This window comes from Streptomyces sp. NPDC048600, from assembly GCF_055587025.1.
In genome coordinates this window covers 1-25719 of record NZ_JBVJGZ010000050.1, presented here as the reverse complement: position 1 = coordinate 25719, position 25719 = coordinate 1, and the positions used below count along the sequence as shown (strand labels likewise).

The 25719-nt window shown below is 67.9% G+C and carries 24 protein-coding genes; 11 read left to right on the top strand and 13 right to left on the bottom strand.

Features of this window, described 5'->3' with window-relative positions; genetic code table 11:
• Positions 1-4: 4 nt before the first annotated feature.
• Positions 5-913 carry an aromatic prenyltransferase gene (locus tag ACZ6SQ_RS37005; RefSeq protein ID WP_469570205.1) on the bottom strand — a complete coding sequence of 303 codons (909 nt, stop codon included), beginning with the start codon at positions 911-913 and terminating at the stop codon, positions 5-7.
• Positions 914-1196: 283 nt separating this feature from the next.
• On the opposite strand from ACZ6SQ_RS37005, the gene ACZ6SQ_RS37000 reads away from it, so the two are divergent.
• A complete protein-coding gene (locus tag ACZ6SQ_RS37000) occupies positions 1197-2105 on the top strand; it encodes an aromatic prenyltransferase (RefSeq protein WP_469570203.1) in 909 nt (302 codons plus the stop codon).
• Between the two features lie 157 nt (positions 2106-2262).
• Positions 2263-2829 (top strand): DoxX family membrane protein, encoded by a 567-nt coding sequence (locus ACZ6SQ_RS36995; protein ID WP_469570201.1) that lies wholly within the window; start codon positions 2263-2265, stop codon positions 2827-2829.
• Positions 2830-3082: 253 nt separating this feature from the next.
• Here the strand turns inward: ACZ6SQ_RS36995 and ACZ6SQ_RS36990 are convergent, their stop codons facing one another.
• Complete coding sequence (locus ACZ6SQ_RS36990) at positions 3083-4366, bottom strand: NAD(P)/FAD-dependent oxidoreductase (protein ID WP_469570198.1); 1284 nt, start codon at positions 4364-4366, stop codon at positions 3083-3085.
• A 457-nt stretch (positions 4367-4823) separates the two neighbouring features.
• Here ACZ6SQ_RS36990 and ACZ6SQ_RS36985 point away from each other — a divergent pair, with 457 nt between their 5' ends.
• Entirely contained in the window at positions 4824-6206 is a 1383-nt protein-coding gene (locus ACZ6SQ_RS36985) for an FAD-binding oxidoreductase (RefSeq protein WP_469570196.1), read from the top strand.
• 85 nt (positions 6207-6291) lie between these two features.
• Here ACZ6SQ_RS36985 and ACZ6SQ_RS36980 read toward each other — a convergent pair whose 3' ends face one another.
• From ACZ6SQ_RS36980 to ACZ6SQ_RS36960, 5 genes are all read right to left on the bottom strand, one after another.
• Positions 6292-6861 carry a DM13 domain-containing protein gene (locus tag ACZ6SQ_RS36980; RefSeq protein ID WP_469570193.1) on the bottom strand — a complete coding sequence of 190 codons (570 nt, stop codon included), beginning with the start codon at positions 6859-6861 and terminating at the stop codon, positions 6292-6294.
• A 110-nt stretch (positions 6862-6971) separates the two neighbouring features.
• Positions 6972-7709: a flavodoxin family protein gene (locus ACZ6SQ_RS36975; protein ID WP_469570191.1), complete on the bottom strand. Its 738-nt coding sequence runs from the start codon at positions 7707-7709 to the stop codon at positions 6972-6974.
• Between the two features lie 77 nt (positions 7710-7786).
• The gene (locus ACZ6SQ_RS36970) at positions 7787-8740 is read right to left on the bottom strand and encodes a sigma-70 family RNA polymerase sigma factor (protein WP_469570189.1); all 954 of its coding nucleotides are present in this window, start codon (positions 8738-8740) and stop codon (positions 7787-7789) included.
• A 297-nt stretch (positions 8741-9037) separates the two neighbouring features.
• Positions 9038-10228, bottom strand: a complete 1191-nt coding sequence (locus ACZ6SQ_RS36965; protein ID WP_469570187.1) for an NAD(P)/FAD-dependent oxidoreductase — start codon at positions 10226-10228, stop codon at positions 9038-9040.
• A 298-nt stretch (positions 10229-10526) separates the two neighbouring features.
• Positions 10527-12125 carry an MFS transporter gene (locus ACZ6SQ_RS36960; RefSeq protein ID WP_469570185.1) on the bottom strand — a complete coding sequence of 533 codons (1599 nt, stop codon included), beginning with the start codon at positions 12123-12125 and terminating at the stop codon, positions 10527-10529.
• Between the two features lie 385 nt (positions 12126-12510).
• Between ACZ6SQ_RS36960 and ACZ6SQ_RS36955 the strand changes: the two genes are divergently transcribed.
• Positions 12511-13260 (top strand): hypothetical protein, encoded by a 750-nt coding sequence (locus ACZ6SQ_RS36955; RefSeq protein WP_469570183.1) that lies wholly within the window; start codon positions 12511-12513, stop codon positions 13258-13260.
• Here ACZ6SQ_RS36955 and ACZ6SQ_RS36950 read toward each other — a convergent pair.
• The 3 genes from ACZ6SQ_RS36950 to ACZ6SQ_RS36940 all read right to left on the bottom strand — a co-directional run bounded on the left by ACZ6SQ_RS36950 (position 13188) and on the right by ACZ6SQ_RS36940 (position 14594).
• On the bottom strand, positions 13188-13601 hold the full coding sequence (locus ACZ6SQ_RS36950; RefSeq protein WP_469570181.1) for a PIN domain-containing protein: 414 nt from the start codon (positions 13599-13601) through the stop codon (positions 13188-13190). The genes ACZ6SQ_RS36955 and ACZ6SQ_RS36950 overlap by 73 nt on opposite strands.
• A complete protein-coding gene (locus ACZ6SQ_RS36945) occupies positions 13598-13855 on the bottom strand; it encodes a type II toxin-antitoxin system VapB family antitoxin (protein ID WP_469570179.1) in 258 nt (85 codons plus the stop codon). Before ACZ6SQ_RS36945 ends, ACZ6SQ_RS36950 begins: the two co-directional genes overlap by 4 nt.
• 439 nt (positions 13856-14294) lie before the next feature.
• The gene (locus ACZ6SQ_RS36940; RefSeq protein ID WP_469570177.1) at positions 14295-14594 is read right to left on the bottom strand and encodes a hypothetical protein; all 300 of its coding nucleotides are present in this window, start codon (positions 14592-14594) and stop codon (positions 14295-14297) included.
• A gap of 879 nt (positions 14595-15473) precedes the next feature.
• Here ACZ6SQ_RS36940 and ACZ6SQ_RS36935 point away from each other — a divergent pair.
• The 3 genes from ACZ6SQ_RS36935 (at position 15474) to ACZ6SQ_RS36925 (ending at position 17152) form a co-directional block, all read left to right on the top strand.
• Positions 15474-15905, top strand: a complete 432-nt coding sequence (locus ACZ6SQ_RS36935) for a hypothetical protein (RefSeq protein ID WP_469570175.1) — start codon at positions 15474-15476, stop codon at positions 15903-15905.
• Positions 15906-16032: 127 nt separating this feature from the next.
• Positions 16033-16407, top strand: coding sequence for a hypothetical protein (locus ACZ6SQ_RS36930; protein ID WP_469570173.1), 375 nt, complete (start codon positions 16033-16035; stop codon positions 16405-16407).
• Between the two features lie 154 nt (positions 16408-16561).
• Positions 16562-17152 (top strand): RNA polymerase sigma factor, encoded by a 591-nt coding sequence (locus ACZ6SQ_RS36925; protein WP_469570171.1) that lies wholly within the window; start codon positions 16562-16564, stop codon positions 17150-17152.
• 15 nt (positions 17153-17167) lie between these two features.
• Here ACZ6SQ_RS36925 and ACZ6SQ_RS36920 read toward each other — a convergent pair whose 3' ends face one another.
• Positions 17168-17467: a WhiB family transcriptional regulator gene (locus ACZ6SQ_RS36920; RefSeq protein WP_469570169.1), complete on the bottom strand. Its 300-nt coding sequence runs from the start codon at positions 17465-17467 to the stop codon at positions 17168-17170.
• A gap of 1321 nt (positions 17468-18788) precedes the next feature.
• On the opposite strand from ACZ6SQ_RS36920, the gene ACZ6SQ_RS36915 reads away from it, so the two are divergent.
• The gene (locus tag ACZ6SQ_RS36915) at positions 18789-19340 is read left to right on the top strand and encodes a MarR family transcriptional regulator (protein ID WP_469570167.1); all 552 of its coding nucleotides are present in this window, start codon (positions 18789-18791) and stop codon (positions 19338-19340) included.
• Positions 19285-19518, top strand: a complete 234-nt coding sequence (locus ACZ6SQ_RS36910) for a helix-turn-helix domain-containing protein (protein ID WP_389337907.1) — start codon at positions 19285-19287, stop codon at positions 19516-19518. The genes ACZ6SQ_RS36915 and ACZ6SQ_RS36910 overlap by 56 nt, the downstream gene beginning before the upstream one ends.
• A gap of 83 nt (positions 19519-19601) precedes the next feature.
• On the opposite strand, the gene ACZ6SQ_RS36905 is transcribed toward ACZ6SQ_RS36910, so the two are convergent.
• Both ACZ6SQ_RS36905 and ACZ6SQ_RS36900 read right to left on the bottom strand, forming a co-directional pair.
• Entirely contained in the window at positions 19602-20255 is a 654-nt protein-coding gene (locus ACZ6SQ_RS36905; RefSeq protein ID WP_469570164.1) for a class I SAM-dependent methyltransferase, read from the bottom strand.
• A 623-nt stretch (positions 20256-20878) separates the two neighbouring features.
• The gene (locus ACZ6SQ_RS36900) at positions 20879-22321 is read right to left on the bottom strand and encodes an RICIN domain-containing protein (protein WP_469570161.1); all 1443 of its coding nucleotides are present in this window, start codon (positions 22319-22321) and stop codon (positions 20879-20881) included.
• Between the two features lie 230 nt (positions 22322-22551).
• On the opposite strand from ACZ6SQ_RS36900, the gene ACZ6SQ_RS36895 reads away from it, so the two are divergent.
• Both ACZ6SQ_RS36895 and ACZ6SQ_RS36890 read left to right on the top strand, forming a co-directional pair.
• Positions 22552-24018, top strand: coding sequence for a CHAP domain-containing protein (locus ACZ6SQ_RS36895; RefSeq protein WP_469570159.1), 1467 nt, complete (start codon positions 22552-22554; stop codon positions 24016-24018).
• Between the two features lie 124 nt (positions 24019-24142).
• On the top strand, positions 24143-24373 hold the full coding sequence (locus tag ACZ6SQ_RS36890) for a hypothetical protein (RefSeq protein WP_469570156.1): 231 nt from the start codon (positions 24143-24145) through the stop codon (positions 24371-24373).
• The last annotated feature ends 1346 nt before the right edge of the window (positions 24374-25719 follow it).

Sequence of the window (25719 nt, the reverse complement as noted above, 5' to 3'; positions counted from 1 at the left end):
CCCGTTATTCCTGTGCTTCGATTGCCTTCAGGTGGATGGGCGAGACCTGGTAGTACGACGCGAGGTCGAGGAATTCCTTCTCGTGCGACCACTTGGCGGCCGTGGCATTGATCAGGGCCCCGGCGTACTTGTGCGGGGTGGCCTGCATGAACTCGGCGATCCTCGGCACCAGTCGGGCGGGCAGTTCCGCCAGGTCGACACTGCGGCGCGGCTGCGGCGCGAAGGAGATTCGAAGAATCTCCGAGCGGTCCCAGCTGAGGGTGACATATACCCGGAAGGCCTTACCGGCGTACGCCAGCATCTCCTCGCTCGGCTCGCTCATCCCGGTCTCGCGCAGCATTTCCTGTACGGTCTTCGGCTCCAGGTTTCCGGCGATGCCGGCGGGGAGCTGGAAGTACAGGTTCATCGTGCGGTTCTTGCAGTCGGCTCCGACCAGCGCCACGTCTTCCAGACCGTAGCGGGCGAAGAATTCCAGGTTCTCGCTCACCGCGCGCGGCATCGAGGGGACCTCGGCGAGCTTTGACACCTTCTGCGGAGCGTGCGGGAAGTTCGCGTAGATCTTCTTGAAACCGCCGACGATCCCGCAGTCGATGTAGTGCTCGCTCGTGGGGACCAGCTCCACGACCTCGGCGAGCAGGGCGCGGACGGGGTGGTCCGTCTCCTTGAAGAAGCCGTTCGCCAGAGCGTGGGTATAGGGGTCCTTGATTCCCGGTGAAACCTGGATCGAGTACTCGATCTCGGCCACCTCTTCACCGGCCTGGAGGCTGAAAATCACCCCACCGTTCTCCGAGAACCCGCCCTCGAATGCCGAGATGATCGGCCAGACCTTGTCACGTGAGAAAGGTGCATCGACCAGTCGAGCCGATTCCTCGATGGCCGAGTACAGCTCTTCTGCCGAAACGCCTCCGGACATCAACACTCCAAGCAGTTGACGGCGATCATTGTTTCCACGTGAAATCCTGCGCCGCCACGCTACCAGTCACCGCTAGAGGGCCACTTGAAATGCGCTAAGCATATGGATCACCTTGACACGTCCAGTCCCCGGCATCGACACTTCACGGGGTGACGAAATTGGGATGTGCCATGCCCGTCTGCCCTGTTCCTCGGCAATACGGCCACCGATCCTAGACACAACAAATACCCGGTCGGCCGCCTGATTAACAAGATGCTCAACACAGAAGGAAACTGGAGGACGAATGACCAGCACAGGCATGGAAGGTCTTTTCAGCGCCATCGAGGAAACGGCCGGACTGCTGGACATAGCCCCCTCGCGCGAAAAGGTCGAGCCCATCCTGTCCGCGTACGACCTGGACAAGGTCGTCGTCGCCTTCCGGGTGACCACGCGCGGCTCCGAGGACCTCGACTGCCGCTTCACGGCACTGCCCGGGGACGTCAACCCCTACCTCTACGCCGTGTCGCAGGGCATCGCCGAGGCCACGGACCACCCCGTGGGCAAGCTGCTCGAGGAGGTCCAGGAGCACATCCCGGTGACCGCGCACGGCGTCGACTTCGGAGTCGTCGGCGGCTTCAAGAAGACCTGGACGTTCCTCCCGGTCAACGACCTCCAGAAGCTGTCCAAGGTCGCCGCCCTGCCGTCCATGCCGCCGGCCCTGTCCGAGAACCTCGACTTCTACGCCCGCTACGGCCTCGACGACAAGAACAGCATGATCGGGATCGACTACCCGAGCCGCACGGTGAACGTCTACTTCCTCCAGTTCCCCGAGGAGTGCCGCGAGCCCGAGACCGTCCGCGCGATGCTGCGCGACCTGGGCCTGCCCGAGCCGAGCGAGCGCATGCTCCAGCTCGCGGCCCAGGCCGTCGGCATCTACACCACCCTGAACTGGGAGTCCTCCAAGATCCAGCGGATCACGTTCGCCACGATGGTCCCGGACGCCGGCGCCCTGCCCGACCGCATCGCCGTCGACGCGAGCGTCGAGAAGTTCGCCAAGAACGTCGGCCACACCTACCCCGGCCCCGTCCAGGGTCTCTACAACGTGGCGTCCTACTCCGGCGGCGAGTACTTCAAGCTCCAGACGTACTACCAGCTGTCCGAGGGCTCCCTGGAGGCCAAGGTCCTGCTCGGCCCCGCGCCCGCCGGCCACTGACGGCCCCGCCCGGCCCACAACTGAAGATCGCCGAACGACTCCCTCCGGTCGCCCGATAGTTCCGCCCTGCCGCTCCTCCACCGAGGCTTGGGCGGAACATGACAGCCTCATAACCAAAATTCAGCCGGAAATGAGAAACTGCGGGGAGTCAAGGCCCATGCGCACCTATGGACGAATCGCTCGTTTCATCGAGGGCCTCGGTGCCTCATTCGGGATCACGGCACTCCGAATATCCATAGGAATCATCTTCCTGTGGTTCGGAGTGCCGAAGTTCTTTCCGGGGGTGAGTCCGGCGGAACCGCTGGCCGCTGAAACCGTGGAGCGACTGACGTTCGGCATCATCGAGGGAACGCTCGCGACGGTGCTGACCGGCGCGCTGGAAACGGTCATCGGGTTACTTCTCGTCAGCGGGGTCGTGCCCACGCTGACGACAATGATCCTCCTCGGACACATGGCGGGCACATTCACCCCTCTTTTCATGTTCCCGAAGGAGACCTGGGATTCCTTCTTCATCGGCACCCTCGAGGGCCAGTACATTCTCAAGAACCTGGTGATCGTGTCGGCCGCTCTGGTCATCGCCGGCCACGGCAGGAAGCGGAACCGGCCCGCACCGGCCGAATTGGTCGCCGGCACACCCGCCCTGACCGTCCTGGAGGCCAGGCGCAAGCGGTCGCAGTCCACGGCCGGCTCCAGGCCCGTGGCGGCACCCGACCGGGCGAGCTGAACCACCGCGCCCACGGCCCCGGGCTGTGCGGCGGCCGGCCCCCTCACCCCACAGGGGCCGGCCGCCGCACAGCCCGCACCGCGGCCTCCCGCACCGAACGACCAACAGGCCGACAGGGCTCCCGGCGCACAGGGCAGAACTCCCCGGCACACGCGACATGGCAAAGCCCCCTGGCAGACAGCACGACTGAGCTCCTGGCGGAGAGGATCCTCTCCGCCAGGAGCTCAGTCGTACCTGCCAGTGGTGCCCGGCGTCAGTCGCCGACGGTCTCGGCCGGAGCGTCGGCGCCCTCGATGAGGTCGTCCACGTTCAGCTCGAACAGACCGCCCTGACGCCCGCTCAGCCCGGAGATCAGCTTCACGAAGTCGACCTCGGCATCGTTCTTCTTCTCCGGGTCGACCATGTCCTGGGCCATGTTGAAGTAGAAGCCCTTGGTCTTCGAGCGGTCGTAGAACCCCTCGACGAACCGGCGGATGTCGTGGAAGAAGTCCTGGTACGCCGTGGAGTACCGGTCGAGGGCCTTCTCCTCGATCTCGGGGTGGTTCAGTATCTTGTCGACCACCTTGGACAGCGTGCTGGCCGCCAGGGTCGCGAGCGCCACACCGGTGGAGAACAGCGGGTCGACGAAGGCGGCGGCGTCGCCGACCAGGACCCAGCCGTTGCCGTGGAAGTGCTCGTTGGTGTACGACCAGTCGCGCGCCGAACGGTAGCCCGCGGCCTGCGTGGCGTCCCGCAGCAGATCCTTCAGCTTGCTGGTCTCCTGGATCTCCGACTGGAACAGGTCCTCCAGCGACTTGTCCGACTCCGTCGCGAGCGCGGACCGCGTCACGTAGCCGACGCTGAAGACACCCTTGTCGATCGGGATGCCCCAGAACCAGCCGTCCTTGGTGCCCTCGATGAGGATGTTGCTCCACTCGTCGCCCGGCAGCCGGTGGCAGTTGTCGAAGTACGTCCACACCGCGACGTTGCGCAGCTGCTCGTTCCAGTTGACCTCGGAGTACTTCCGGCCGATCACCCGAGCCTGCCCCGAGGCGTCCACGACCAGGCGTGCCCGCGCCTCGTGCGTGCCGTTCAGACCGCGCAGCGCGTAGCGGACGCCGACGACCCGGCCGTCCTCCTCGATGGTGTCCTTCACCGTGGCGTCCTCCACGACGAAGGCACCCAGCTCACGCGCCCGGTCCAGGATCAGCGCATCCAGGTCGGCGCGCCGCGTGTGGAAGGCGTACGGGATGCGCCCGCCCGTGGTGAAGGAGAAGTTCCACGGAACCTCGTTGTTGCCCCAGACCAGGGTCCCGCCGTACTTCCGCTCGAATCCCTTGGCCTCCATGCGCTCCTTGAGACCGAGTTCCTCCATCGGCACCATCACGCCGGGGATCAGCGACTCCCCGACGTGGTACCGGGGGAACCGCTCACGGTCGAGCACGAGGACACGGTGCCCCTGCTTCGACAGCAGCGCAGCCGTGGTCGCACCGGCGGGCCCACCGCCGATGACGATGACATCGAAATCGCCAGAAAACCCGAAGAGAGTGGACGACATGTAAGACCTTCCAGTTCCGATGTGGCCGCACCAGCGATTCGCGTGAAGACCCCCTCCACGCACGCAGAACACGTTTCAGGGACCAGGTTGCAGGAACGCGTCGGACGGTGTCATCGCCGAGATTGCTCAGTGGAAATTCCGCTGAAACAGGTTCGGGAGAACGACAGGATCCCGGTGTGGCGGATCGGCCTTGAGTCGTGCTGCAAGCGAACTCGAGAAACGATTACACGTCACAAGTTCTGCGGCTGTAGCACTAGGCTCCCGGTAAATGACCCCCGCCACCCGTCAGTTCTGGTCTCTGGTCTCTCGTCCTGGAGGAACGATGCTGAGTAGACGATCTCTTCTCCGCGGTGGTGGCAGCATGGCGCTCGCGGCCACGGCGCTCGGGTCATCGGTGCGGTCGGTATATGGAAGCGAAGACAAATGGGGGCAGCTGCGCCGGCATCTGCAAGGAGAGGTGGTCCTGCCCTCCGACCAGGCCTACGCCTATTCCAAGCAAGGCGTTCTGGTGGAGCTCGACACCGTGAAGCCGCAGGGAATCGTCTACTGCGAGACCCCCGGGGACGTGAGCACGGCCATCAAGTTCGCCCGTGACCACCACATCGAGGTCCACACCCGCAGCGGCGGCCACAGCCTGGCCGGCTGGTCCACCGGTGAGGGCATGGTCCTCGACGTCTCCCGGCTGAACCATGTCTCGGTCGGCGACCACACGGTGCGGCTCGGCCCCGGCGTGCAGAGCGTCGACGTGCTGGCCACGCTCAGGCCCCACAACAAGCAGGTGGTCACCGGCACCTGCGCCACCGTACGCATGGGCGGCTACATCTCCGGCGGTGGCATCGGCTTCCAGGTACGGAAGTTCGGGGTCGCGAGCGACCGCCTCGTCTCGGCCCAGGTGGTCCTCGCGAACGGCCGGATCGTGCGCGCCTCCGAGGAGTCCCACCCCGACCTCTTCTGGGCGATACGCGGTGGTGGCGGCGGCAACTTCGGCGTGGCCACCGACTTCGAGGTACGCCCGATATCGGCCCCGAAGATGGTGTACTTCGACACCTACTGGCCGTGGGACAAGGCCCAGGAGATCATCACCGCCTGGCAGGAGTGGTGCTCCAGCGGCTCGAACAACCTGGGCTCGACCCTGAACGTGCTCCTGCGCGACGGCGCCCCCGGCAATGTGCCGATCATCAAGATCAACGGCGGCTACCACGGACCCCAGGCGGAGCTCGAGCAGGCCCTGAACGAACTGGCCGCCGAAGCGGGCGCCACGCCCAGCCTCCGCGTGGTCCAGGAGATGCACTTCGACGAGGGCATGAAGGCCGTCTACGGCTGTGAGCAGCTCACGCTCCAGGAGTGCCACCGCGCGGGCTCCAACCCGGACGCCAAGATCCGCCGCACCCCGTTCCTGCGGGAGCGCACCCGGCTGCTCGACCGCCCCACGGGCAGCTCCGGGGTGGCCGACCTGCTCGCCGCGTTCGAGGCCAACCGCAGGCCGGGCCACATCACGTACCTGTACATGACGGCACTCGGCGGAGTCTCCAACAAGGTCCCCCGCACGAGGACCGCGTACGTGCACCGCGGCGCGGAGTTCTTCGTGGCCTGCGCGACCCTGCTCTCCAACGGGCAGCCGCCCGCGGAGGAGGCCGAGGCCGCCATGCTGTGGCCCGTCCAGGCCTTCGACATCATCGACCCGCTCTCCAGCGGCGAGTCGTACCTCAACTTCCCCAACCCCGACCTCGGGGACTGGCGCCAGGCCTACTACGCCGAGAACTACTCCCGGCTGGTGTCGGTCAAGCGCCGCTACGACCGGTCGGACTTCTTCCGCCACGCGCAGAGCATCGGCAGCTGACCCCCGGCCGGTGACGGCTTCGGTCCGGCGCACGACAGCGCCGGACCGAAGCCGTGGCGGCCTCCCGCCACCCCCGGCCCCCGCGTCAGCCCTGTACGAGCTCCGCCGCGCCGAAGGACACATCGAAGCGGTCGCACCAGATGCTGACGCTGCTGTACCGGGCCAGGCTGACGTCCTCGGGCACGGCGTAGTTCTGGCTGCCCTTGTTGCCCTTGAGCTTGCCGAGGCTGACATGGTCGCCGTCGTCGAACACGTGCCAGCCGGCCCGGCCCTCCTTCACCGGCGCGTCGGCCAACAGCACGCGCAGGTCGGGGCCGTTGCTGGTGTCGAGGTTCTCCAGCCGCACGACATGGGAGCCGTCCGCCAGCCGTACGAGCTTCACGGTGCCGGACGTCGCGTGCTCATGGCTGATCAGCGCACCGCTCGCCACCGTCACGGGCCCGGCCGGGGCGGACGCGGGGGGAACCGTGCCCGACGGCGCCGCGGCGGGCGCCCCCGAGACGTCCACCGTCCCCGGCAGCGCCTCCTGGACCGTCTCGTCCTGCCACAGCTTCCACGGCTGGAACCAGTACAGCCCGAAGCCGACCCCGGCGACCGCCGCCACCAGCACCCACGCCATCCACGGCCTGACCCGCGAGCGTCGTCCACGCTCCATACCCGCCCACCTCCGAAGAGCCCGTCGTTCCCGTCCCATTCAACGGAAACCACGGCGGCCCCGGGCGGCCTGACGGATGACGAAACCCTTACGTCCGCCAGGGAGGTGGGTCAGCGGTGCTCGGGATTGTCCGCGCCCGGCCGGCAGCCGGCGTCCCACTCCGTGCGCTGGTTGCCGTACGCGGGCACACCGCCGGAGCGCTTGAGCAGCGCGGCGAGGTGCATCAGGTTCCAGGTCATGAAGGAGGTGTTGCGGTTGGTGAAGTCGTTCTCGGGTCCGCCCGAACCGGGGTCCAGGTACGAGGGCCCGGGCCCGGCCGCGCCGATCCACCCGGCGTCGGCCTGCGGCGGGATCGTGTAGCCGAGGTGCTGGAGGCTGTAGAGGACGTTCATCGCGCAGTGCTTCACGCCGTCCTCGTTGCCGGTGATGAGACAGCCGCCCACCCGGCCGTAGTAGGCGTACTGGCCCTGCGCGTTGAGCAGGGCGGAGCAGGCGTAGAGACGCTCGATGACCTTCTTGGTCACGGAGCTGTTGTCGCCGAGCCAGATCGGCCCGGCGACGACCAGGATGTCCGCGGCCATCACCCGCTCGTACAACGCGGGCCACTCGTCGCTGCCGAACCCGTGCTCGGTCATGTCCGGATACACGCCGGGCGCGATGTCGTGGTCGACGGCCCGGATCTCGGACGTGGTGACCCCCGCGGACATCATGATGGCCGCACTCTTGTCGATCAGCCCCTGCGTATGACTGAGCTGCGGCGAGGGCTTGAGGGTGCAGTTGACGAAGACCGCGGTCAGGTCGTCGAACCGGTAGGGAGCGTTGGCGGAGGTCGAAGGCGAGGCAGTCATGGGGGCAGCGTCTCGCGCAAAGCCCACTTTGTCCGCATACGACGCACCTTCATATGTCGTGGGAGGCCGGTGTCGCGTCACCACTCGGCGATGAGCGGGCTGTCCGGTTCGTGGTGGCGCCAGGCCTCGTTGAGGCGGATCAGGCGGTCGGGGGCGGCGATGCCGCGCACGGTGGCGATCCGGCCGTCGGCGATGTCGAAGGTCACGGCGCCGACGACCTGGTCGCCGGGCACGAAGAGGATGGCGGGGGCGCCGTTGACGAGCGCGTAGTGGACGGCGGGCGTGCCGCCGGCGAGCCGCCGTTTCGCCGGTGTGCCTTTGAAGCCGGCCCGGGCGATGGCGGCGATGCGCTGCGGGGTGTCGTAGCGCAGCAGTGTCTCGGTCAGGCCGGCGCCGTCGGAGATCGCGGTCGCGTCGTCGGTGAGCAGCGCCACCAGTTGTTCGGTGCGGCCCGAGGTGGCGGCGGCGAGGAACTCCTCGACGATCCTGCGGGCGGAGGCCGGGTCGACCTCACCGCCGCGTCGGCGCGCGGTGGTGATGCGGCCACGGGCGCGGTGCAGGTGCTGCTGGCTCGCGGACTCGGTGACGTCGAGGATCTCGGCGATCTCGGCGTGGCTGAAGGAGAAGGCCTCGCGCAGGACGTAGACGGCCCGCTCCAGGGGCGCGAGGCGTTCCAGGAGGGTCAGTACGGCCAGGGAGACCGACTCGCGCTGCTCGAAGGTGTCGGCGGGGCCGAGCATGGGGTCCCCGTCGAGGAGCGGTTCGGGCAGCCAGGCGCCGACGGTGCGTTCGCGGCGGGTCTGTGCCGAGCGGAGCCGGTCGAGGCACAGGTTGGTGACGACCTTGGTCAGCCATGCCTCCGGCACCTTGATCCGCCGCCGGTCGGCGCCCTGCCAGCGCAGGAACGCGTCCTGTACGGCGTCCTCGGCGTCGGTGGCGGAACCCAGCAGCCGGTACGCCAGCGAGGCCATCCGGTTCCGGCTGGCCTCGAACCGGCCGGTGTCGAAGCGATCAGTGGCGGTGCTGTCCACGCGGACCACTCCTAAAGCCTGTTGCAGAACGGCGTGAGGACCGCTTGGGCCAACGACCGTCGCCGGCCCGCCAGGAATCCGGACAAAACGAAGCACTAGACAGTCCGGATCATGGCGGAAAACCGGCGCTGATCGCGCTCTGCAACACTCTTTAGCTCGATCTTTAACCCGTACGGCGGGTGACGGGGCCCGCTCCGGGACCGGGGCGGCGGCGACGGCCACCACCACCGGCGGCGGCCGTCGCCGCCCCTGTCCCCGACGGCTGCGCGGTCCGGGCGGGCCCGCGGCCCGGGGCGGCTACGCGACCGCCTGCTCGGCGGCCGCCTCCGGCACGGCGGCCAGGCGGCGCCTGCGCGTGGGCATGCCGAAGGTCGGGTGCGAGATGCCCCAGAGGGACATCTTGAGGATGCCCGACTTGATCCGAGCGGCTTTGCGGCCGCCCATGTACTTCGGCTTCGCCAGCGCCTCGTCGTCGACCATCTGCAGGATCGCGTCCCGTCGGCCGAGGCTGATGTGGTTGCCCAGGTAGCCCAGCTTGATGTTCGCGACCTTGCGGCCGGTCAGGCGCGCGATGATCGCGTCGGTGGCCTGCCGGCCGGTGTAGCCGGCCGAGGCGCAGGACATCGGCAGCGGCCGGCCGTTGTCGCCGATGGCATGGGCGCTGTCGCCGGCGGCGTAGACGTTCGGGTGCGACACCGACCGCATGGTGCGGTCGACGACGATCTGACCGTTCTCGGTCACCTCCAGCCCGCTCGCGGCGGCGATGGGGTTGACCGTGAAACCGCCCGTCCACACGGTCGCGTCGGACGCCACGAACGTGCCGTCGGCGCACCGCACCCGAGTCGCCTCGACGGCCGCGACGCTGGTGTGCTCCAGGACGGTGATGCCCAGCCGCTCGCAGGCCTGGCGCAGGTGGCCGCGGGCCCCGGGGGAGAGCCGGTCGCCCAGCTCGCCGCGGGCGACGAGCGTCACCGACAGGGAGGGCCGGGACTCGGCGAACTCGGTGGCGGTCTCGATGCCGGTCAGCCCGTCGCCGACCACCAGCACGTTCCCGCCTTCACCCAGGCTGTCCAGGCGCTCGCGCAGGCGCAGCGCCGCGGGCCGGCCGGTGACGTCGAAGGCGTGCTCCGCCACACCGGGGACACCGTGGTCGGCGACATGGCTGCCGAGCGAGTAGACGAGCGTGTCGTAGCCGAGCTCGGTGTCACCGTCGGCATCGGTCACGGCGACGACCTGCCGCTCGGGGTCGACGGCGGTGACACGGGCCAGCCGCAGCCGGACGCCCGTGTCCGCGAAGACGTCGGCGAGCTTGAGCGCCTCGATCTCCTGACCTGCCGCGATCTGGTGCAGCCGCAGCCGCTCCACGAAGTCCGGCTCGGCGTTGACCACGGTGATCTCGGTGTCCTCCGAGGACAGCCGACGGGCCAGGTTCCCGGCCACGTAGGCCCCGGCATAGCCGGCGCCGAGGACGACGATGTGGTGGTTCATGTGGTGCTCCTGTGGTTCGTTTGCCCCCGGGAGATGAACGGAACGGCGCCCCGATTGCTGACAGGAACCTGCGGCGGCCCGACGAAGGACCGGCCCCGAAAGGAACCGGACCGGCCACGCGGCGCTCCCGACACGTGACCGCCGACAGAGACCGACAGAGACCGGCCGGGGCGGACACGACCGGACACAGCCGGACACAGCCGGACACGCCGAAGGGGCCGGCCCAGGGATCTGGGCCGGCCCCTTCAGGTGAGGAGCGGTCAGTACGAGAACCGCTCCGGGAGCGGTGAAGGCGCGGTCACCGGGCGGCGACGGTCTCGGTGTCCTCCGCCTTGTCCGCCTCAGCCACGGGAGCGGGCTTGTTCGGGCCGCGCAGGGCGATGTAGACGAGCAGCACGCCCATGACGGCGACGCCCGCCCACATGGACTGCTGCCATCCGTCGACATAGGACTGCTTGGCGGCGTCGACCAGGCTCTGCGCGTTCGGGCCCGCGCTGCCCGAGACCTCGACGGCGTTGGCGATGCCTTCCCGCGCGGTCTCCGCGGTCCCCTGGGGGATGCCGTCCAGCTTGTCGTCGATGGCGTTGCGGTAGCCGGCCGTCAGGATCGCGCCGAGCATCGCCACGCCGAGCGCGGTACCGAACTCCCGGGTGACGTCGTTCAGCGCGGAGGCGACGCCCTGCTTCTCCTGCGGCAGGGACCGGGTGATGGCCTCGGTGGAGGGCACCATGGACAGGGCCAGGCCGAAGCCCATGACGACGATGCCGGGCAGGATCGACAGGTAGCCGTCGTCGACGGACACGAACAGGGCCATGAGCGCCAGGCTGACGCCGATCAGCGCGATGCCCGCGCTCATGGTCGCGCGGGGGCCGATCTGCGCGGCCAGCTTGGGCGCCAGACCGGAGGCCATCATCATCGCGATGGCCAGGGGCATCAGCGCTGCCGCGGACAGCAGTCCCGACCAGCCGACCACGGCCTGGAGGAACGGGAAGAGGACCACGGCGATACCGCCCTGGACACCGAAGACCACCACCAGCGTGATCGAGCCGCCGGCCAGACCGCGCTCACGGAACAGGCGTACGTCCAGCAGCGAGGCGTCCCGGCGGCGCAGCTCCCAGTACACGAAACCGACCGTGGCGACGAGACCGACGGCGAGGCTGATCAGAGTGACGGGGGCGGTCCAGCCCTGCTCCGGCCCCTCCTGGAGGACGAAGATGAGGGCGGCCACGGCGACGACCGACACCAGTGCGCCGACGGTGTCGAAGGCGTGCGGGGACCGCTCGTGGGAGTTGGGGACCGACTTCAGCGTCATGGCAAGGGCGACGACGATCAGGAGCACGGGCAGAGCGAACAGCCAGCGCCAGTCGGCGACGTCCACGAGGAAGGCGGAGAGGAACATGCCCAGGATGCCGCCGCCTCCGGCGACACCGGTCCATACCCCGATCGCCTTGCCCCGCTGCTCCTCGGGGAAGGTCGAGGTGATGACGGCCAGGGTGATCGGCATGATCGTCGCCGCGCCGATACCGCTGGCGACGCGCGCGCCGATCATCACCTCGGCGTTCGGGGCCACAGCCGCCACGACGCTCGCGACGCCGAAGACGACCAGTCCGCCGATCAGCATGGGCTTGCGGCCCACGCGGTCACCGATCGCGCCGAGCGGCAGCAGCAGCGCGGACAGGGCGAGGGTGTAGATGTTGATGATCCACAGGACGGTGTTCTGCGAGGCGTCGAACTCGACGGCCATGTGCGTCTGGGCGACGTTCAGCCCGGACACCGATGCCATGACGGCCATCAGCGCGATCGAGACGGTGGTCAGGATCGCGCGCAGCTGACGCGCGTCCAGCGCGCCCCCGCCGCTCCCGTCGGCGTGGGCCGCCTGTGCAGGGTTCGTACTCATGGATTCCTCTCAAAAGGGCATGCGGAGTCAGCGTCAGCGCCGGAGGGCCGGTGGCTTCCTGCGCCTGGGTCCGTGGGGAGCATTGCGACGGCGGAGGAGCCGACGGTGCACGACAACTCACCCATGGAGGAAGCGAGTTCGGTGGTCAGAGCGGGGAGGGCGGCGTACGGGATCGTCGTACTGAAGCCGATGGAGAGGGACGCTGATCGTCAGACCGGTCAGCCCTGAGTCCCAACTTCTGACAGTCATGCGGAAATGGTAGCAGCTCTCAGTTGAGAGGGAGTCGAGAGTGGGTGGGCTCCCCTCCGGAAGCGCGATCCACGGTTGAATATCCGTTGTGGCACGGAAACTTGCGGGGTTCGAAGGCAACTTCTGCTAGCACTGCGTGGCCGTGGGGCTGGCCGTGCTGCGGCGGGCCGAGGCGATCTCCCGTCAGCGAGCCGCGGCACGGGCACGGACCTCCGGCCTGGAAGCATGGCTCTCGGCCCTGTCACGTGACGAACTCCTGGCTCTGGTGCGGGAGCAGCTCGCCGAGGACCGGACACTGCGTCGGCGCCTGGAACTGCGTGCCGCCACCGCCCGCTCCGATCTCCGTGCGGTCCGCGACCGAGTCCTCGCACTCATCGATCCGCGGCCGTTCGCCCGGTACGGGTACATCGAGTACGCGGACGCCTCCGGGTACGCGCAGCAGATCGCCGACTGCGCCGCCGAGGAGCACATCGACGGCCGCCTGGTCGACCATGTGTGCGCCTGGTACGCGAGGGCGGGGCGGGTAGCCGACGCAGTCGTACTCCGACGGGACCGGTTCCACGTCGAACAGTCCCTTGCCGCCTGCCGGCAACTGCGCTCCGCCGCCCAGGCGGCGCACTGCTGGAAGGCCGAACGCGTGGCGGCACTGGCCGCCTTGAAGGCGGACGCCGGTCGTGATCGCGGCAGCCGGTACGGCGGAACCGTACTGATCGACGTGCTGCTCGACGACGGCGACCTGGACGCCGCCTGGAAGGAGGAAGTCGGCCGCGCCCACGACAGGCAATGGGAACGGCTCGACGAGTCTCTTGGCGATCAGTCCCCGAGGTCGATCATCCGCACCGGCTGCCCGGTCGCACGGGCGATCGTCTCGAAGTCACGGTCGTAGTGCAGCAGCGTCAGCCCCGCCTCTTCCGCGGCAGCGGCGACGAGCAGGTCGACGGGACCGGCACTGCGATGCTCGCCCTTGGCGGTGAGCATCTCCTGGACGACGCGTGCGCGCCGGAAGACGCCCTCGGGCATGGGGCACCAGGTGTAGTGGGCGTTCAACGCCTGCTTCACGCGCTCCCGGTCCGCGGCCGAGCGTGCCGAGTAGAGGACTTCGAGTTCGGTGATGTCGCACAGGGCGACGAGCCCCGCCCCGATCCGGTCGTCCCACTCGGCCGTCGTCCGCCCGAGCAGGACGCGGGCGAGGGCGGAAGTGTCGATCAGGTAGTCGGCGACGGTCACGCATCCGCCCCCGCGTCGCGGCCACCGTCCCGCCCGCCGACAGGCCGGTACGTGCTCTTGTCGAGAAGAAGGTCGACATCCAACGCGCCTTCGGCGACCAGCTCCCGGGCCTCCCCGAGCGCCCGCAGCCGCCGATAACGGGCGGTGACCTCCCGCAGGGCGGTGTTGATGGTGTCCCGCTTGGTGGTGGTCCCGAGCTCCTTGGCGGCGGCCTCGAGTGCGTCGTCGTCAAGATCGATCACGGTGCGACTCATGACCCTCCTTGTATATACAGACTCGTATATCAATATACATGATCGAGTATGCATCGGCGGGGCACCCTCGGCCTGCTCCTCGCCCTGTACGGCCCGTACGTTGGCTACCGCGTCATCGACTGCATGGCCGTACAGGAACCTGACGCACCGTTCCGGCGAGGAACGGTATGTTGCGCGGAACAGCCACGACCGACACGCGCCACGACCGCCGGACTCGCGCGTTGCGCAGCAAGCCGGCCAGGACGAAGGCCCGTACCCACGATGAGAGGCCATCGGGGGACAGGGCCCCACACTCCGGCTTGCGCACCACAAGCGTGCGGGCCGGGCTCTGAGGTAGCCCGGCCCGCACTTCAACCGATCGGGCTGCGGTCAGTCAGCCCCGCACGTCGATCGATCCGGGCTCTGCGGCGGAAGCCAGGCCCGTACGCCACTCGGCTGGTCAGCCGAACAGGCCGGCCAGGAAGCCCAGACCGCCGGCGGTGTCCGCGGCCTTCTCGGCGGTGTCGCTCGTGGTCCGGGAGGAGGAGGTGCCCTCCGGTCCGGCCGAGTTCGTCACGGTGCTGTAGAAGGCTTCGCCGGTTGCCGTGGTGCCGCTGACGATCGAGGTCACGCTCGCGCCGGCCGCATCGGACCGGGTGGTGACCTGCTCGTAGGTGTCGGCGTTGGCAACCCCGACGGACAGCATGACGGCCGGTGCGATCACGGCGGCGACGACCGCGCCACGCAGAACCTTGCGCATGAAGGTGAGACCTTTCTCGAGACGTGTACCCGGCTGGGCACAGGTTGAGTATGTGGCGGGATCCCGTCATGACCGGCAGCCCGCAGCGGCCACGTCTCCGCATTTCCCGCATTTCCGCAGGTCGGCCATGGAAATACCGCGTTCTGGATTCACGCAGATGGCCGCGAGTTCGTGTCGCGCGGCCAGCCGTACACATTGTGAAGGTCGCGCGCGGAAATGAGTTCATTCGAATGTGTAAAAGGCGAGACTTCCGCATCCCGCGCAGAATCGATCCTTCTTTGGATTCAAAATCAGCGAAAATTCAGCCTGAAGTGACACGAGAGGCTATTGATTCATTGTGATTCGCCAGGAACGGGCGAATTGCCGAAAACACCTGCCCGACAGAAAGATCCGACAAGCCGCTAAAACGTCAAGTACGTTCTCCGGATGCTACGGCAGACGGCTCCCGCGGCTCCGACGGCTCGGACGGCTGCGCGCAGGAGCGCACGGAGCGGCGCCTCGCAGACGCCGGGCGCCCCTCGGGCTGCGACAGCGACCCGCCGCCCGCCCCTTTCGAAGGCCCGCTACCCGGCCGCCGCCCCGTACGCGATCAAGCCCCGAGGTGGCCACGACTTGCGCTGGTCAAACAGTGCAACCGCCCTCGCCTCACAGAAAGCCGGCGCAGCCCGCCGAAACGGATCAACATCCGCAGACATCGGCCGACACCCGGGGCGAAGCGCATGCCCACCGGCCCCCGCATTCCGGCACCGACGGATGAATTCGACACGACGGGAGGCGCATCTCCTCAATCGTGACATCGGTGTGTAGGACACGTGAAAACGCCACAGGCCGAGGTAGCTGATTTCTTCCGGTCCGCAATCAATGGCTAGCGTGTTTACCGTGAGTCCTGTGCATCGCGAATATGGATGGAACTGTCGGGGCGACATTGCCCATCCGCCGCTGAGCGAGATCATTTCGCTCCATGAATCCCTGCGCTATCGCGCTTTCGAGATCGCTTTCGACTTCGGATTCGTCGCCGTCGAATCGGTCGCCGTCGACCTGCCGCTCGACGAGGTCGTGTACCTCGGGATGCGCGTCGACCCCTGCGACTGCGGACGGCTCAGGTTCGAGGGAGACGGTCTCGACCGAGGCCACCTCGCACGAGTGGCGGCCCGTTCCTTCCCCGGCGGCCAGGGCCTCCTGCTGACCGCACTCGATTACGCCCGGCGCACCCGAGGACGCACCGGACTCGACGCCCTGGCCCACGAACTGTGCGCCCAACCCCCCACCCCCTCGAGCCGCTCCCGCTCGGCGCGCTGCTGCAACGCGTGAGGACAGCCAGCCGAACGGCCGAGCAGGGCAGCCCACCCGCACGGATCTACGACGCCGTCACCTGGCCCCGCAGCGCCCGCACCTGCCTGCCCGACCTCAGCCTGTTCACACCGTGATGGTGCCGAACATGATCGAGATCGAGGTACAGAGCGCGCTGACGGCACTGCGCTACCTGGAGCTGAAGCTGAGCGGCGACAGGCGTACGTGCCGACGACTGGAACGAAAGCACCGCGACCTGGCCTTCGGACTGGCCCAGGTGGGCCTCAGGGCTGTCGACGACCACGCCCTGCCCGCGCTCACGGAACGCCCGGACCCCAAACGGGAACAGTGGCTGTCGCGCGCCCGGGAGACCTTCAGGCTGCGCAGCCGCGTTCCCGCAAGGGTGGCGCCCGTGCTCCAGACCCGCATACTGTCCCGCCTCGTCCTGCGCGTCATCCTGCTTCCCGGACCAGACAGGCAGGACGCCACGCACGTCATCCGCAGCCTGGCGGCGAACCTCTGACAGGCCGACACACGGCTGGGCCCGCAAGCCCGGTGAACCGCGCACTCTGATTCACGCGCACCCGTCGCTGCGGCATCGCACCCCCAACACCCGGTCCGGCCGACCACACCCTCGACGTCTTCCGTCACCAGGCCGCGTCGCGGAGAGAACAATCATGGCGCCTCCCAAAGCGGCGCAGTTCGCGTGCGCGCACTGCGTCGACCCCCGCATGCTGCCGCTCGAAGAAGCCGGTAGCCCTTGCTTCGATCACGTCTACGACAACTGGAACCGCCCTGTCCTGACCTGGGCCGGCCAGCACGCCGCTGCAGGGGCGGACGTGGACGCGGAGGAGGTGAGCCAGCAGGTCTTCCTCGAAGTGTGGCGCCAATGTGCGGCGCGCTGCCCAAGGCAAGGACATGTCGGCGTATGGCTCTACTCCATCACCACCACGAAGGCCGTCGAAGCCATCAGAGCAGCGGATCACCACCAACTGACAGCAGGCACCGAAGATCCCCACCTCCGGGACAAGCCCCTGTACGACGACGCGGCCGACCAGGTGATCGACCGCTTCTGGCTGGCCGCAGCCATACAGTGCCTCACCAGGGAACAGCGTGCCGTCGTGTACCTCACGTACTACCAGGACCTCAGCCAGGAGCACATCGCAGACCGCCTCGGCCTACCGCTGGGAACGGTCAAGAGCCACAGCAGACGAGCCCTGCACACCCTCATGATCGCGGGCGTGAGCAAAAGCCTGAGACAACGCTGAAGCCGGCTGAAGACATCACCCAGCCTGTGACGCTCGATTGCGCGGAGTCGGCTCGGCCGCGGCCCGCCGGATGGCACGCCGCTGAGAAGCAGTGGTCGCACCCCAGATCCCGTCGTCCTCACCATGGTCGATCGCCCAGGTGCGACACGAGAGAATCACCGGGCACCGGCGGCACACCGCGCGAGCCTCAGAGCCCGACGCCCCCGCAGCGGAGAAGTCGCTCAACGGAAAGAACAGCTCCGGATCCTCTCCCACGCACGCGGCCCTGCCACGCCAGTTGAGATCGGCCGCTGATGTAGGAGATGAACGGTCCATCACACACCTCTGCTGAGCCCGACTGAAACAGCCAGGACGGCTACATCAGCACACAGGTGCCAATGGCCCGGCAGAGGTTCGCGCCATTTTATAGCCTTTTACGAGGAAATCACCACGCCGCCTCTCCGCACGACCACCCTTGACCCAAGACCGCTCCCGACAACCTCCTGCCCGCGACCTCAGCCACGCCGATGCGGCCAGCCTCAAGAACAGACACGCGTGTGTACGGCCACCGTCCACTGGGCACAGCCACGCTTTCGTGGCCACCCGACGCGCGCGATGCGCCCAGCCCTGTCGGCGGCAGCCCCGCAGCGCCTCACCCTGTCCCGCCTGCGACACCGTCGGACGAGGCAGGTAGACGTGGCGTCGGGTCAGCCCGCCAGTCGGAGGGTGGGCAGGACCTCGGGGGCCGGTGCGTCCTCGCCGCCGTCAGGGTCTTCAACAGATCCCGCGCTGACTCCATGCCATTGACGGCGTCCGGGGTGGGGACGCAGGGGTCGGCCGTAACGCCTCGGCCGAAGCCTCCGAGCTGGGCGGCGGGCGGGTCCCTGGACAGAATCGATCTATTTACTTACGTACATGCATCTCGCCGCCCGCGACCACGTTCTATGCACCCAGGATGCATCCATCGTCCGCGTTTTTGCAGGTCAGCGCGCTGCACCTATCTGTTCTTTAGGCATGCGCGCGTTGATCCCCCTCCGCTCCCTCCCCATCGCTCGATGCAGCCGAGCAACCGCCCAGGAGCGGGACAGGATTACCCGCGAGCGCCCCTTGCCCAGGACCGTCCCGACAACCTCCGGCCTGCGACCTCAGCCACCGAAAGTCAGCCACGACGATGCGGTCAGCCTCAAGAGCAGGCACGCGTGTGTACGGCGACCCCCACCGGGCACAGCCACGTTTTCCAGTTGCTGCGACATCAGCGAACAGCGCACGGTGCGCCGAGGGACGGAGTGTCCCGCTGCGAGCACGGGAGGGTCACTGAACGGTACACACGTACCTGGTTCCTACGCCGTATATAGAGGACGCACCCCCCGCAGGGCTTTGACCTGCGACAACGCTGGAATCAACGGCATCCTACGATGCCTATATCGGCATCCTAGGATGCCGATACATGGCGCCTATGGTCATGTCGTGTGGCGTCACCGAACGAACCTGCGGGTTCGCTCAGTTACCAGACACGACATGTCGCCTACGGTAATGTTGAGATCATCAGGAAGGTCGAAACGAACGCCCAGGTCAGGGGTTGCAGGTGCCAGAGCGCAGCGGTAGAAGGCGCGGCCGAGAGCTGGTCAGCACGGCAACAGGTGAGGTCCACGAACTGGTGGATCACGACGACGAAGATGATCGCCGGTCATACAGCTTTGGCGGCCGCCACGGTCAGTTCAGCTTCCCGAGAGTCCTGGCCATGCTCGCAGCGGAGTCCGGTATCACCGGTGATCAGTTCAGGCTGTTCTGGTACTGCGCGATCATGACGTACGAGAAGGGTGGCGCCACCGCCGGGGAAGCCGCCAAGTTCCTGGGCCTTACTCCGCAGGCCACGCGAAGGCTTGCGAAGGAGCTACTCAAGCACAAGATCTTCCTCGTGGAAGAGGTCATCGGCCGGACGATCAAGTACAAGGCGACCCCGCACATCGTCTCCAGCCTGTCCGGTAGGGAACAATCGGAACTGGCTGCCAACTACAACCTGCCGACCGTGCCGGGGCGCTCCGACACTGCACCGAAGGGTCCGAAGAATGCCTCGCCAAAGCCCGTACCCGGAGCTCGACGCTCTGCAGTGCAGAACAAGCGACCTGCCGCACCTGAAGCAGAACTTGGTGATGACGTACGCGATCCTGGGCGGGTTCGACCACACCGTCGAGCGAACGGCAGCTGAGCTGGCCGAGCGTATAGGAGTTCCACGGTCGCACTTCTCCCGCGCCCGCAAGGAACTCGAAGAGGAAGGCTGGCTGGAGTACGTCTACAGCGAGGGCCAGGTGCCGTTCTTCCGCCTCGGAGAGAAGGCCACTGGCCGCGATGTCGTCGTGCAACTGCACAGCAGACCTACGGCCTGACCCACAGCAAGCGGCAGTCGGCAGCGCACACACTCCGCGGTGACTGAACCTTGCCACGGCGCGGGGGTCGCCGGGGGATCGTCTCAGGCTCGAGCGTCCACGATGAGCGTGCCGATGTGGCCCTCTTCCGGGGCCGGGACGATCCGGGCATTGGCGCTGGCGAAGCCGGCCCGCAGCAGATGCCGCTCCCACACCGCGGGTTTGTAGCTGTAGCGGTAGGTGAACAGCGCCTTCCCGGCGAAACCGCCCTTGTACATGCCCTGCGGCCCGTAGGCGCCGGGGATCGCGGGCGGCTGGGAGAACACGAACACGCCGCCGGGGTCCAGGCGCTCACGCACGAGAGGGAAGAGGCGGGACGGGTCGGTGAACCAGACCGCGCCGAAGATGGAGTACACCGCGTCGTACCGGTCCTGGTCGGCGGCGAGCCAGTCGAGGACTTCCGCCTGCGCGATCCGGACGCCGAGCGGCGACCACCGCTCGTCGGCCAGCTGCGCCATGCGGGGCGAGAGGTCCACCCCGGTGGCCTTCACTCCCTGTTGCACGAGGTGGGCGAGAGCGCGGCCTGTGCCGCAGCCGATTTCCAGCACGGACTGCGGGTTGGCGAGGAGCTCGGGGCCCGGCCCATGGCCGGCGTACTGGGTCCAGCAGAAGGACGGCTCGGCGTCGGCCTTGAACGCGGACTCGGCGAAGGCGTCCCACAGTTCGGTCTCGGCGGCGATGTCGTGCGGCACGGGCACAGAGGTTCCTCAGGTCGTCGGGATGCGGCAGCCTCCGCCCTGACGGAGCTGTGAGGGTGGGGGCGACTGTAGCGGCGGCTCAGTGGCTGTCGGGGACCTTGTCGTCGCACGGCGAGCAGTCCGGGCTTCGCGGCGGCGTCGGATGGTCGTGCGGCTCACGCCGCATGCGGCGGCGGCTTCGCGCTGGGTCAGCAGGGGACGACTGGTGCTCATGGCCCCGTATCCTCCCCCGCCCGGACCGCGTCGCACACCTGACCGGTACTACGGCCGCAGCGTGTCCAACGCGCTGACCTGCCACGGTGAGGGCGTGGTGAGGCCGTGGTCGGGTCACGGCCGGGGCCCCGGCCGTCCGTGGTCGGGCTGGGCCGACCCTTCTCGAACGGCCGCTTGCCCACTGGACAGAGCTTGCCCGCGCCCGGCTCCTGGACCTCGGGAGCCGAAGGGATTTGGGGGTTCTGGGGCTGGCATCCCTCTCAGAGCACCCACGACCGCCCCCGCCTGGAAGAGGAAGGGCGGGAGAAGAGGCGGGTGTGTGCCGTCGGGGGATCAGCGTTACTGCCTCGGGCGTCGGCGGGGCGGCCGTGATCGTGGCATCGGGGACCGCGTTTGAGTTTCGTGTGCAGTCACAGGGCGTCGGGCGTGACGCGGAACATCTGGTTCTTCTTGTGCTCGGTGCAGTCCCAGGGGCCGATGTCGGCGCCGTTTTCCATCGAGGCCTCGCTGACGTCCAGGCATTTGCCCCACCGCTCGTTGCGCAGGTAGCCGTAGGTCCAGCCGTTCTGCGCGGCGTTGACCGTGAAGTGCCACTGCTGCTCGGGGGAGTCTGCCGAGCACGGCTCCTGGACGGCGTTGAGCTGCGCAGTGCCGCCGCGCATCGTGAGGCACTGGTCGGAGTACTGGTTCTGGAACTGGTAGACGTCCCGGTCGAGTTCTCGCAGCTTCCACTGCTGGTTGTAGGCGCCCTCTGCGCAAGACCACTGGTAGAGGTTGGCGCCCTCGCCGGCGAGGCCGGTGTCGGCGCATTTGCCGGACTGTGCTGATACCAGCCAGGTGGCGGGCCCGAACGCCTCAAGCTCGACGGCCTGCGGAGCTTCTTGAGCGGTCGTCGAGTCGGAGCGGGGCGTCAATGACGCGGTGTCGGGAGTCCCTCGTGGTGCTGCGGGACGTGGGGTTGTCCCGGGAGCGGGGGAGACGGGAGAAGGATTTGAACTGGCGTTCGACATGATAGGGGCCGGCGTGGCGGGGAGCATCGACGGGCTGGACGTGGGGAGTCGGCCGTTGTCCGGGTGTCCGCCGGTCTCGGATCCGTTCCTGACGTTCGTGTCGGGGGTGTTGCTGCGGGAGAGGAGGACGGGGACGGCGATGAAGACGGCTGCACCCGCCACGACGGCCATGACGCGGCTGGTCGCGGTCAGCAGAGATCCTCGAGTTGCCCGTCGGCGTCGAGCCCCGGGGGGCGGGATGTGACCTGTCCGGGTCGGTTCCGGCGGGGAGGGCGTGGGGTCCGTGTCCCGGCGGCCGGGATCGGGTTCGGGGGACTGCTGCCAGTCGCTGTCCTCGATGACCTGGGCTTCGAGTTCGTCGTCATCGTCCGGTATCCAGTTCCGGAACCGCTTGGGCACGGGAGCGAGCGCCATCGCACCGGCCGGAGCGGAAAAGACTGCGTGGAAACGCTGCCGTGCGACGGGAAGCCTGTCGTTGTCCTCCGGCATCTCGTGACCGGCCTTGGCCCAGTCCACGGCGCGCTTGAGTGCCTTCACCCGCTGTGCCCAGTACGTGTCGTCGGGGGTGTCGCCGCACGCTTCCTGGCAGTGCCGGGCTATGCCGACGACCAGCTGCTCGTCCAGGATTCCCGGTGGAAGGCCCTTGAGGATCTTCTCGATCACCGTCTTGTCGCACTTGACGACCGACCCCAGAGTCCGCAGCGAGGCGGGATGGCGGCGGCTGCCCTTCCTACGGCCCTTGAGATTGGCCTGCCTCTGCTGGCGCGATAAGTCGGCACCCAGCGTCCTGGCCAGCTCGTCCGCCCGCTGCCACGCCGCAGACGATGTGCGCTTCGTCCCCACAGACTCTCCTTGCTCTCCTTCAACGGCAGGAAGCTTAGTGAGAGTTGGCCGTTGGCCGTGCCCCGCTCCGCAGGGCTGTGACCTCGCCGAAGAGGCGGCAGACAGCTCCGGTGCAGGAGACAAAGACAGTTCCCGGCCGCTACAGACAGTTCCCGTCTAGAGCGCTGCGTGTCCCGACTGGTCGGCTTGGCCTCACCGGACGCCAATCCGACTCATCGAAAGGGAATGCAATGCTGTCCTTCCACTTTCCCCTCCCCGGCCCGCGCTGGCGGCGCCCGGCCGCCGTGATCGCCGCCGTGCTCCTGGTTCTCCTGGCCGCGTCGGTCGCCGCGGTCGGCCTGATCCCGAGGACGGCCGCGGCCGCCTCCACCGGGCAGCCCATCACCCGCTCCGAGGTACTGAGCCGCGCGGAGTCCTGGATGAACCGCGGCATCCAGTACAACCAGGGCGCCACGTACCCGGATGTAGACGGCAAGCTGTACCGCACCGACTGCAGCGGCTATGTCTCGATGGCCTGGCACCTGGACCGCAGCCGGGTGGTGTCCTCCGACCCCGCCAACGCACTGGTCGACCCGAAGATCTCGCACAGGATCGGCAAGGACGAACTCGCGGCCGGTGACGCTCTCGTCAAGTGGGACACCCACGTGCGGCTCTTCGAACGGTGGACGAACACCGAACACACCCGCTACATCGCCTACGACTTCGGTGCGACTCCCGTGAAGCACCAGGAGTACGAGTGGGACGGCGCCTACGACTACCAGGGGTACATCGCCTACCGCTACAACAACATCGTCGAGGACGGCGCCCCGGAGCCTCAGGAACCCAGCCCGACGGAGCCGGCCAAGTTCTGGGTCACCACCTTCGAGGACGGTCCCGGCCGCAGCGCCCCCAGCCGCGACTCGCAGCGCGTCGGCACCCTCAAGGCCGGCCGCAACTACGTCTGGTGCGCGGTCAAGGGCGGCCTCGTCACCGACGCCCAGGGCGCCCGCAACTCCATCTGGCTGCTAGCCGACCTGGACGAAGGGGCTACTCAGGGCTGGGTATCCGCTTACTACCTGGAGAAGTGGGGCGACGAGGAAGCCAAGGCCGACGACGGCACCGAGCTGCCCGCCTGCGCAAACCAGTCCGCCGTCCAGGGCGAGAGCGACGGACCAGTGCAGGACGACCGCCCCGCCACAAGCAAGGCAGGCCAGCAGGCCGCGGAGATCGCCATGCGCGAGTACGACAAGGAGACCTACAAAGGGAACGACCACGCCGCCGGGCTGGGCTGCAACTTCTACAGCGGAAAGATCCACGGCTCCAATGCCCGCTGCCGACTGGTAGGCCACTCCTCATGGGGGCGCGGAAACTGGTGCGCCGACTTCGTCCACTACGCATGGCGGGAAGCCGACACCCCGATCCGCTTCCTGGACGATCTCACTCGCGAAGCCGAGTCCTTCAAGAACTACGGCATCGAGCACCGCACCTGGCACGGCACGAACAGCGGCTACACACCTCAGCCCGGGGACGCGGCGGTCTTCCAGGACGGCAACGGCAACGGCCTCGCTGACCACGTCGCGATCGTCTACCAGACCGACTCCTCAGACAACACGTACATCATCAGCGGCAACGCCGGCCCGGGGAACATCTCCTACCGCCTCATCGACGACCAGCTGCGCAAGAAGATCCAAGGCTTCGTCAGCCCCCAGAGTTCTTGACCGTCCGCCGACCCCACGGCAGACAAGGGCCCCGACCCTGACCTCACTCCAACCACCGGGCGGCCATCAACGAGCTGCCCATCAAGACCTGGGTCTACTGACTCACGCCTCAAGGAGTATTCCGTTGACCGGCATCGTGTGGCTCGACATCGTCCTGGCCGTCCTCATCTTCGGCGTGCTGTGCGCGCTGGCCCCTCTGTTCCTGACAGCCGGTCTGATCGGACTGGTCACCGCGCTCATCATGGGTTCTACCCAGTGGTCAGTGATGTGCGGGCTGGTCGTCCTTGCATCCGCCTTCCTCTCGTACATCACATACTCGGACCGTGGCGTGATCTACGTCATCCGTCGGAACTGATCTGGATTCTGTCAAGGATCTTGGCGGTCTGCTCGGTCTCTGGCAGACCGCCAAGACCGCGGCCCGTACCGGTCCAGGAAAGCTGTCGACGTCGTCGTGCTGTCCGGCATCGGGCGCGCTGGGCGTCAAGCAGACCACGGCCGGGGAGCTGCGCCAGGAGGCGGGGAGCTGCTGGCGGGCGGGTACGACCCCGTCGGCCGGGTACCTGCCGCGCGCCGGCCGTTGAACCGACACCGCTGTACAGACTTTGAGCGGCGCCCCGGACACGAGGTGCCGCCCGCACTTTTGGGCCTCGATCGTTACGGTGACGCGTTCATATCTGCGGCGGCCGCGCTGCTGGGCCCTACCCGCTGACCGAGGACTGAACGCGACTGTGGGCGGCACCCTGACGGGGGTGCAGCCCACACTCATGTAGATCTGCTGGCCGGTGACGTGCGGTCAGCCGCGGCGGGACCACCAGCGCCGCCGCTCGCCCGGCTGCTCCTGGTCGCGATGCTCGCCGGCTTCCTGCGGGGCAGCCGGTCCGGCCGACGGGCCGCCGACTTCCGGGACTCCCGAAGTGCCGGCCCGGCGGTGGTATCTCCTGACACAGCTCCTGAAACGGCTCCTGATCGAGTCTCCGGGCTGCTTCCGCATCGCTGCAGGTGACCACGGGGGTTCGGGTGTGGTCGGGGGCTGACATCCCCCTCAGAGCACCCCACGACCGCCTCACTCCTGTATGAAGAAGGGTGGGAAGGGCGGGCGGGACGTGGGGAGCGCTGGATCGGGGCCGGCGTTTGCCTGTGCCGCGCTCGGCGGGGCCTCGCGCCCTGGGCATGCCGTGCCCGGATGTTGCGCTAGAGGTTGCGCCAAGAAGTTGCGCTAGAGGTTGCGCACCCCTCCAGCGGCCTCCCGCGTCCGCGCAGGTCAGGCGGTCTGCTGCCCTGACATCTCCCTCTGCACCCCCTGCGCTCGCCAGGTCAGAGAAAGGAAGGGAAGGGCGGGCGGGGCGGGCGGGTGCGTGCCGCCGGGGGATCAAAGCTGCTCTCTGCTGTCCTGCGCTCGGCAGGCCGCGCGCGGTCGTATCGCGGGGTCGGCTCAAATGGCTACGGACTGGGGGGAAGCCAGGGCTGGGGCAGGGTGACCGTCGCAGGAGCTGCACCGCTCGCGCCGCGGAAGTCCACCGCGCCGCCGGAGAACGTCGCGCCGCCGAAGTACCCCCTGCTGCCAGGGGACGCCGAGAACGGCACGTTGTCGAAGTCCACCACGCCACTAGGCGCTGTTTCTCGGATCTCTCTACCTGAGTGGGGTGTTGGGGGCAGGCTGGCTGTATGGGACGTGGTGATCTGACGAACGCGGAGTGGGAT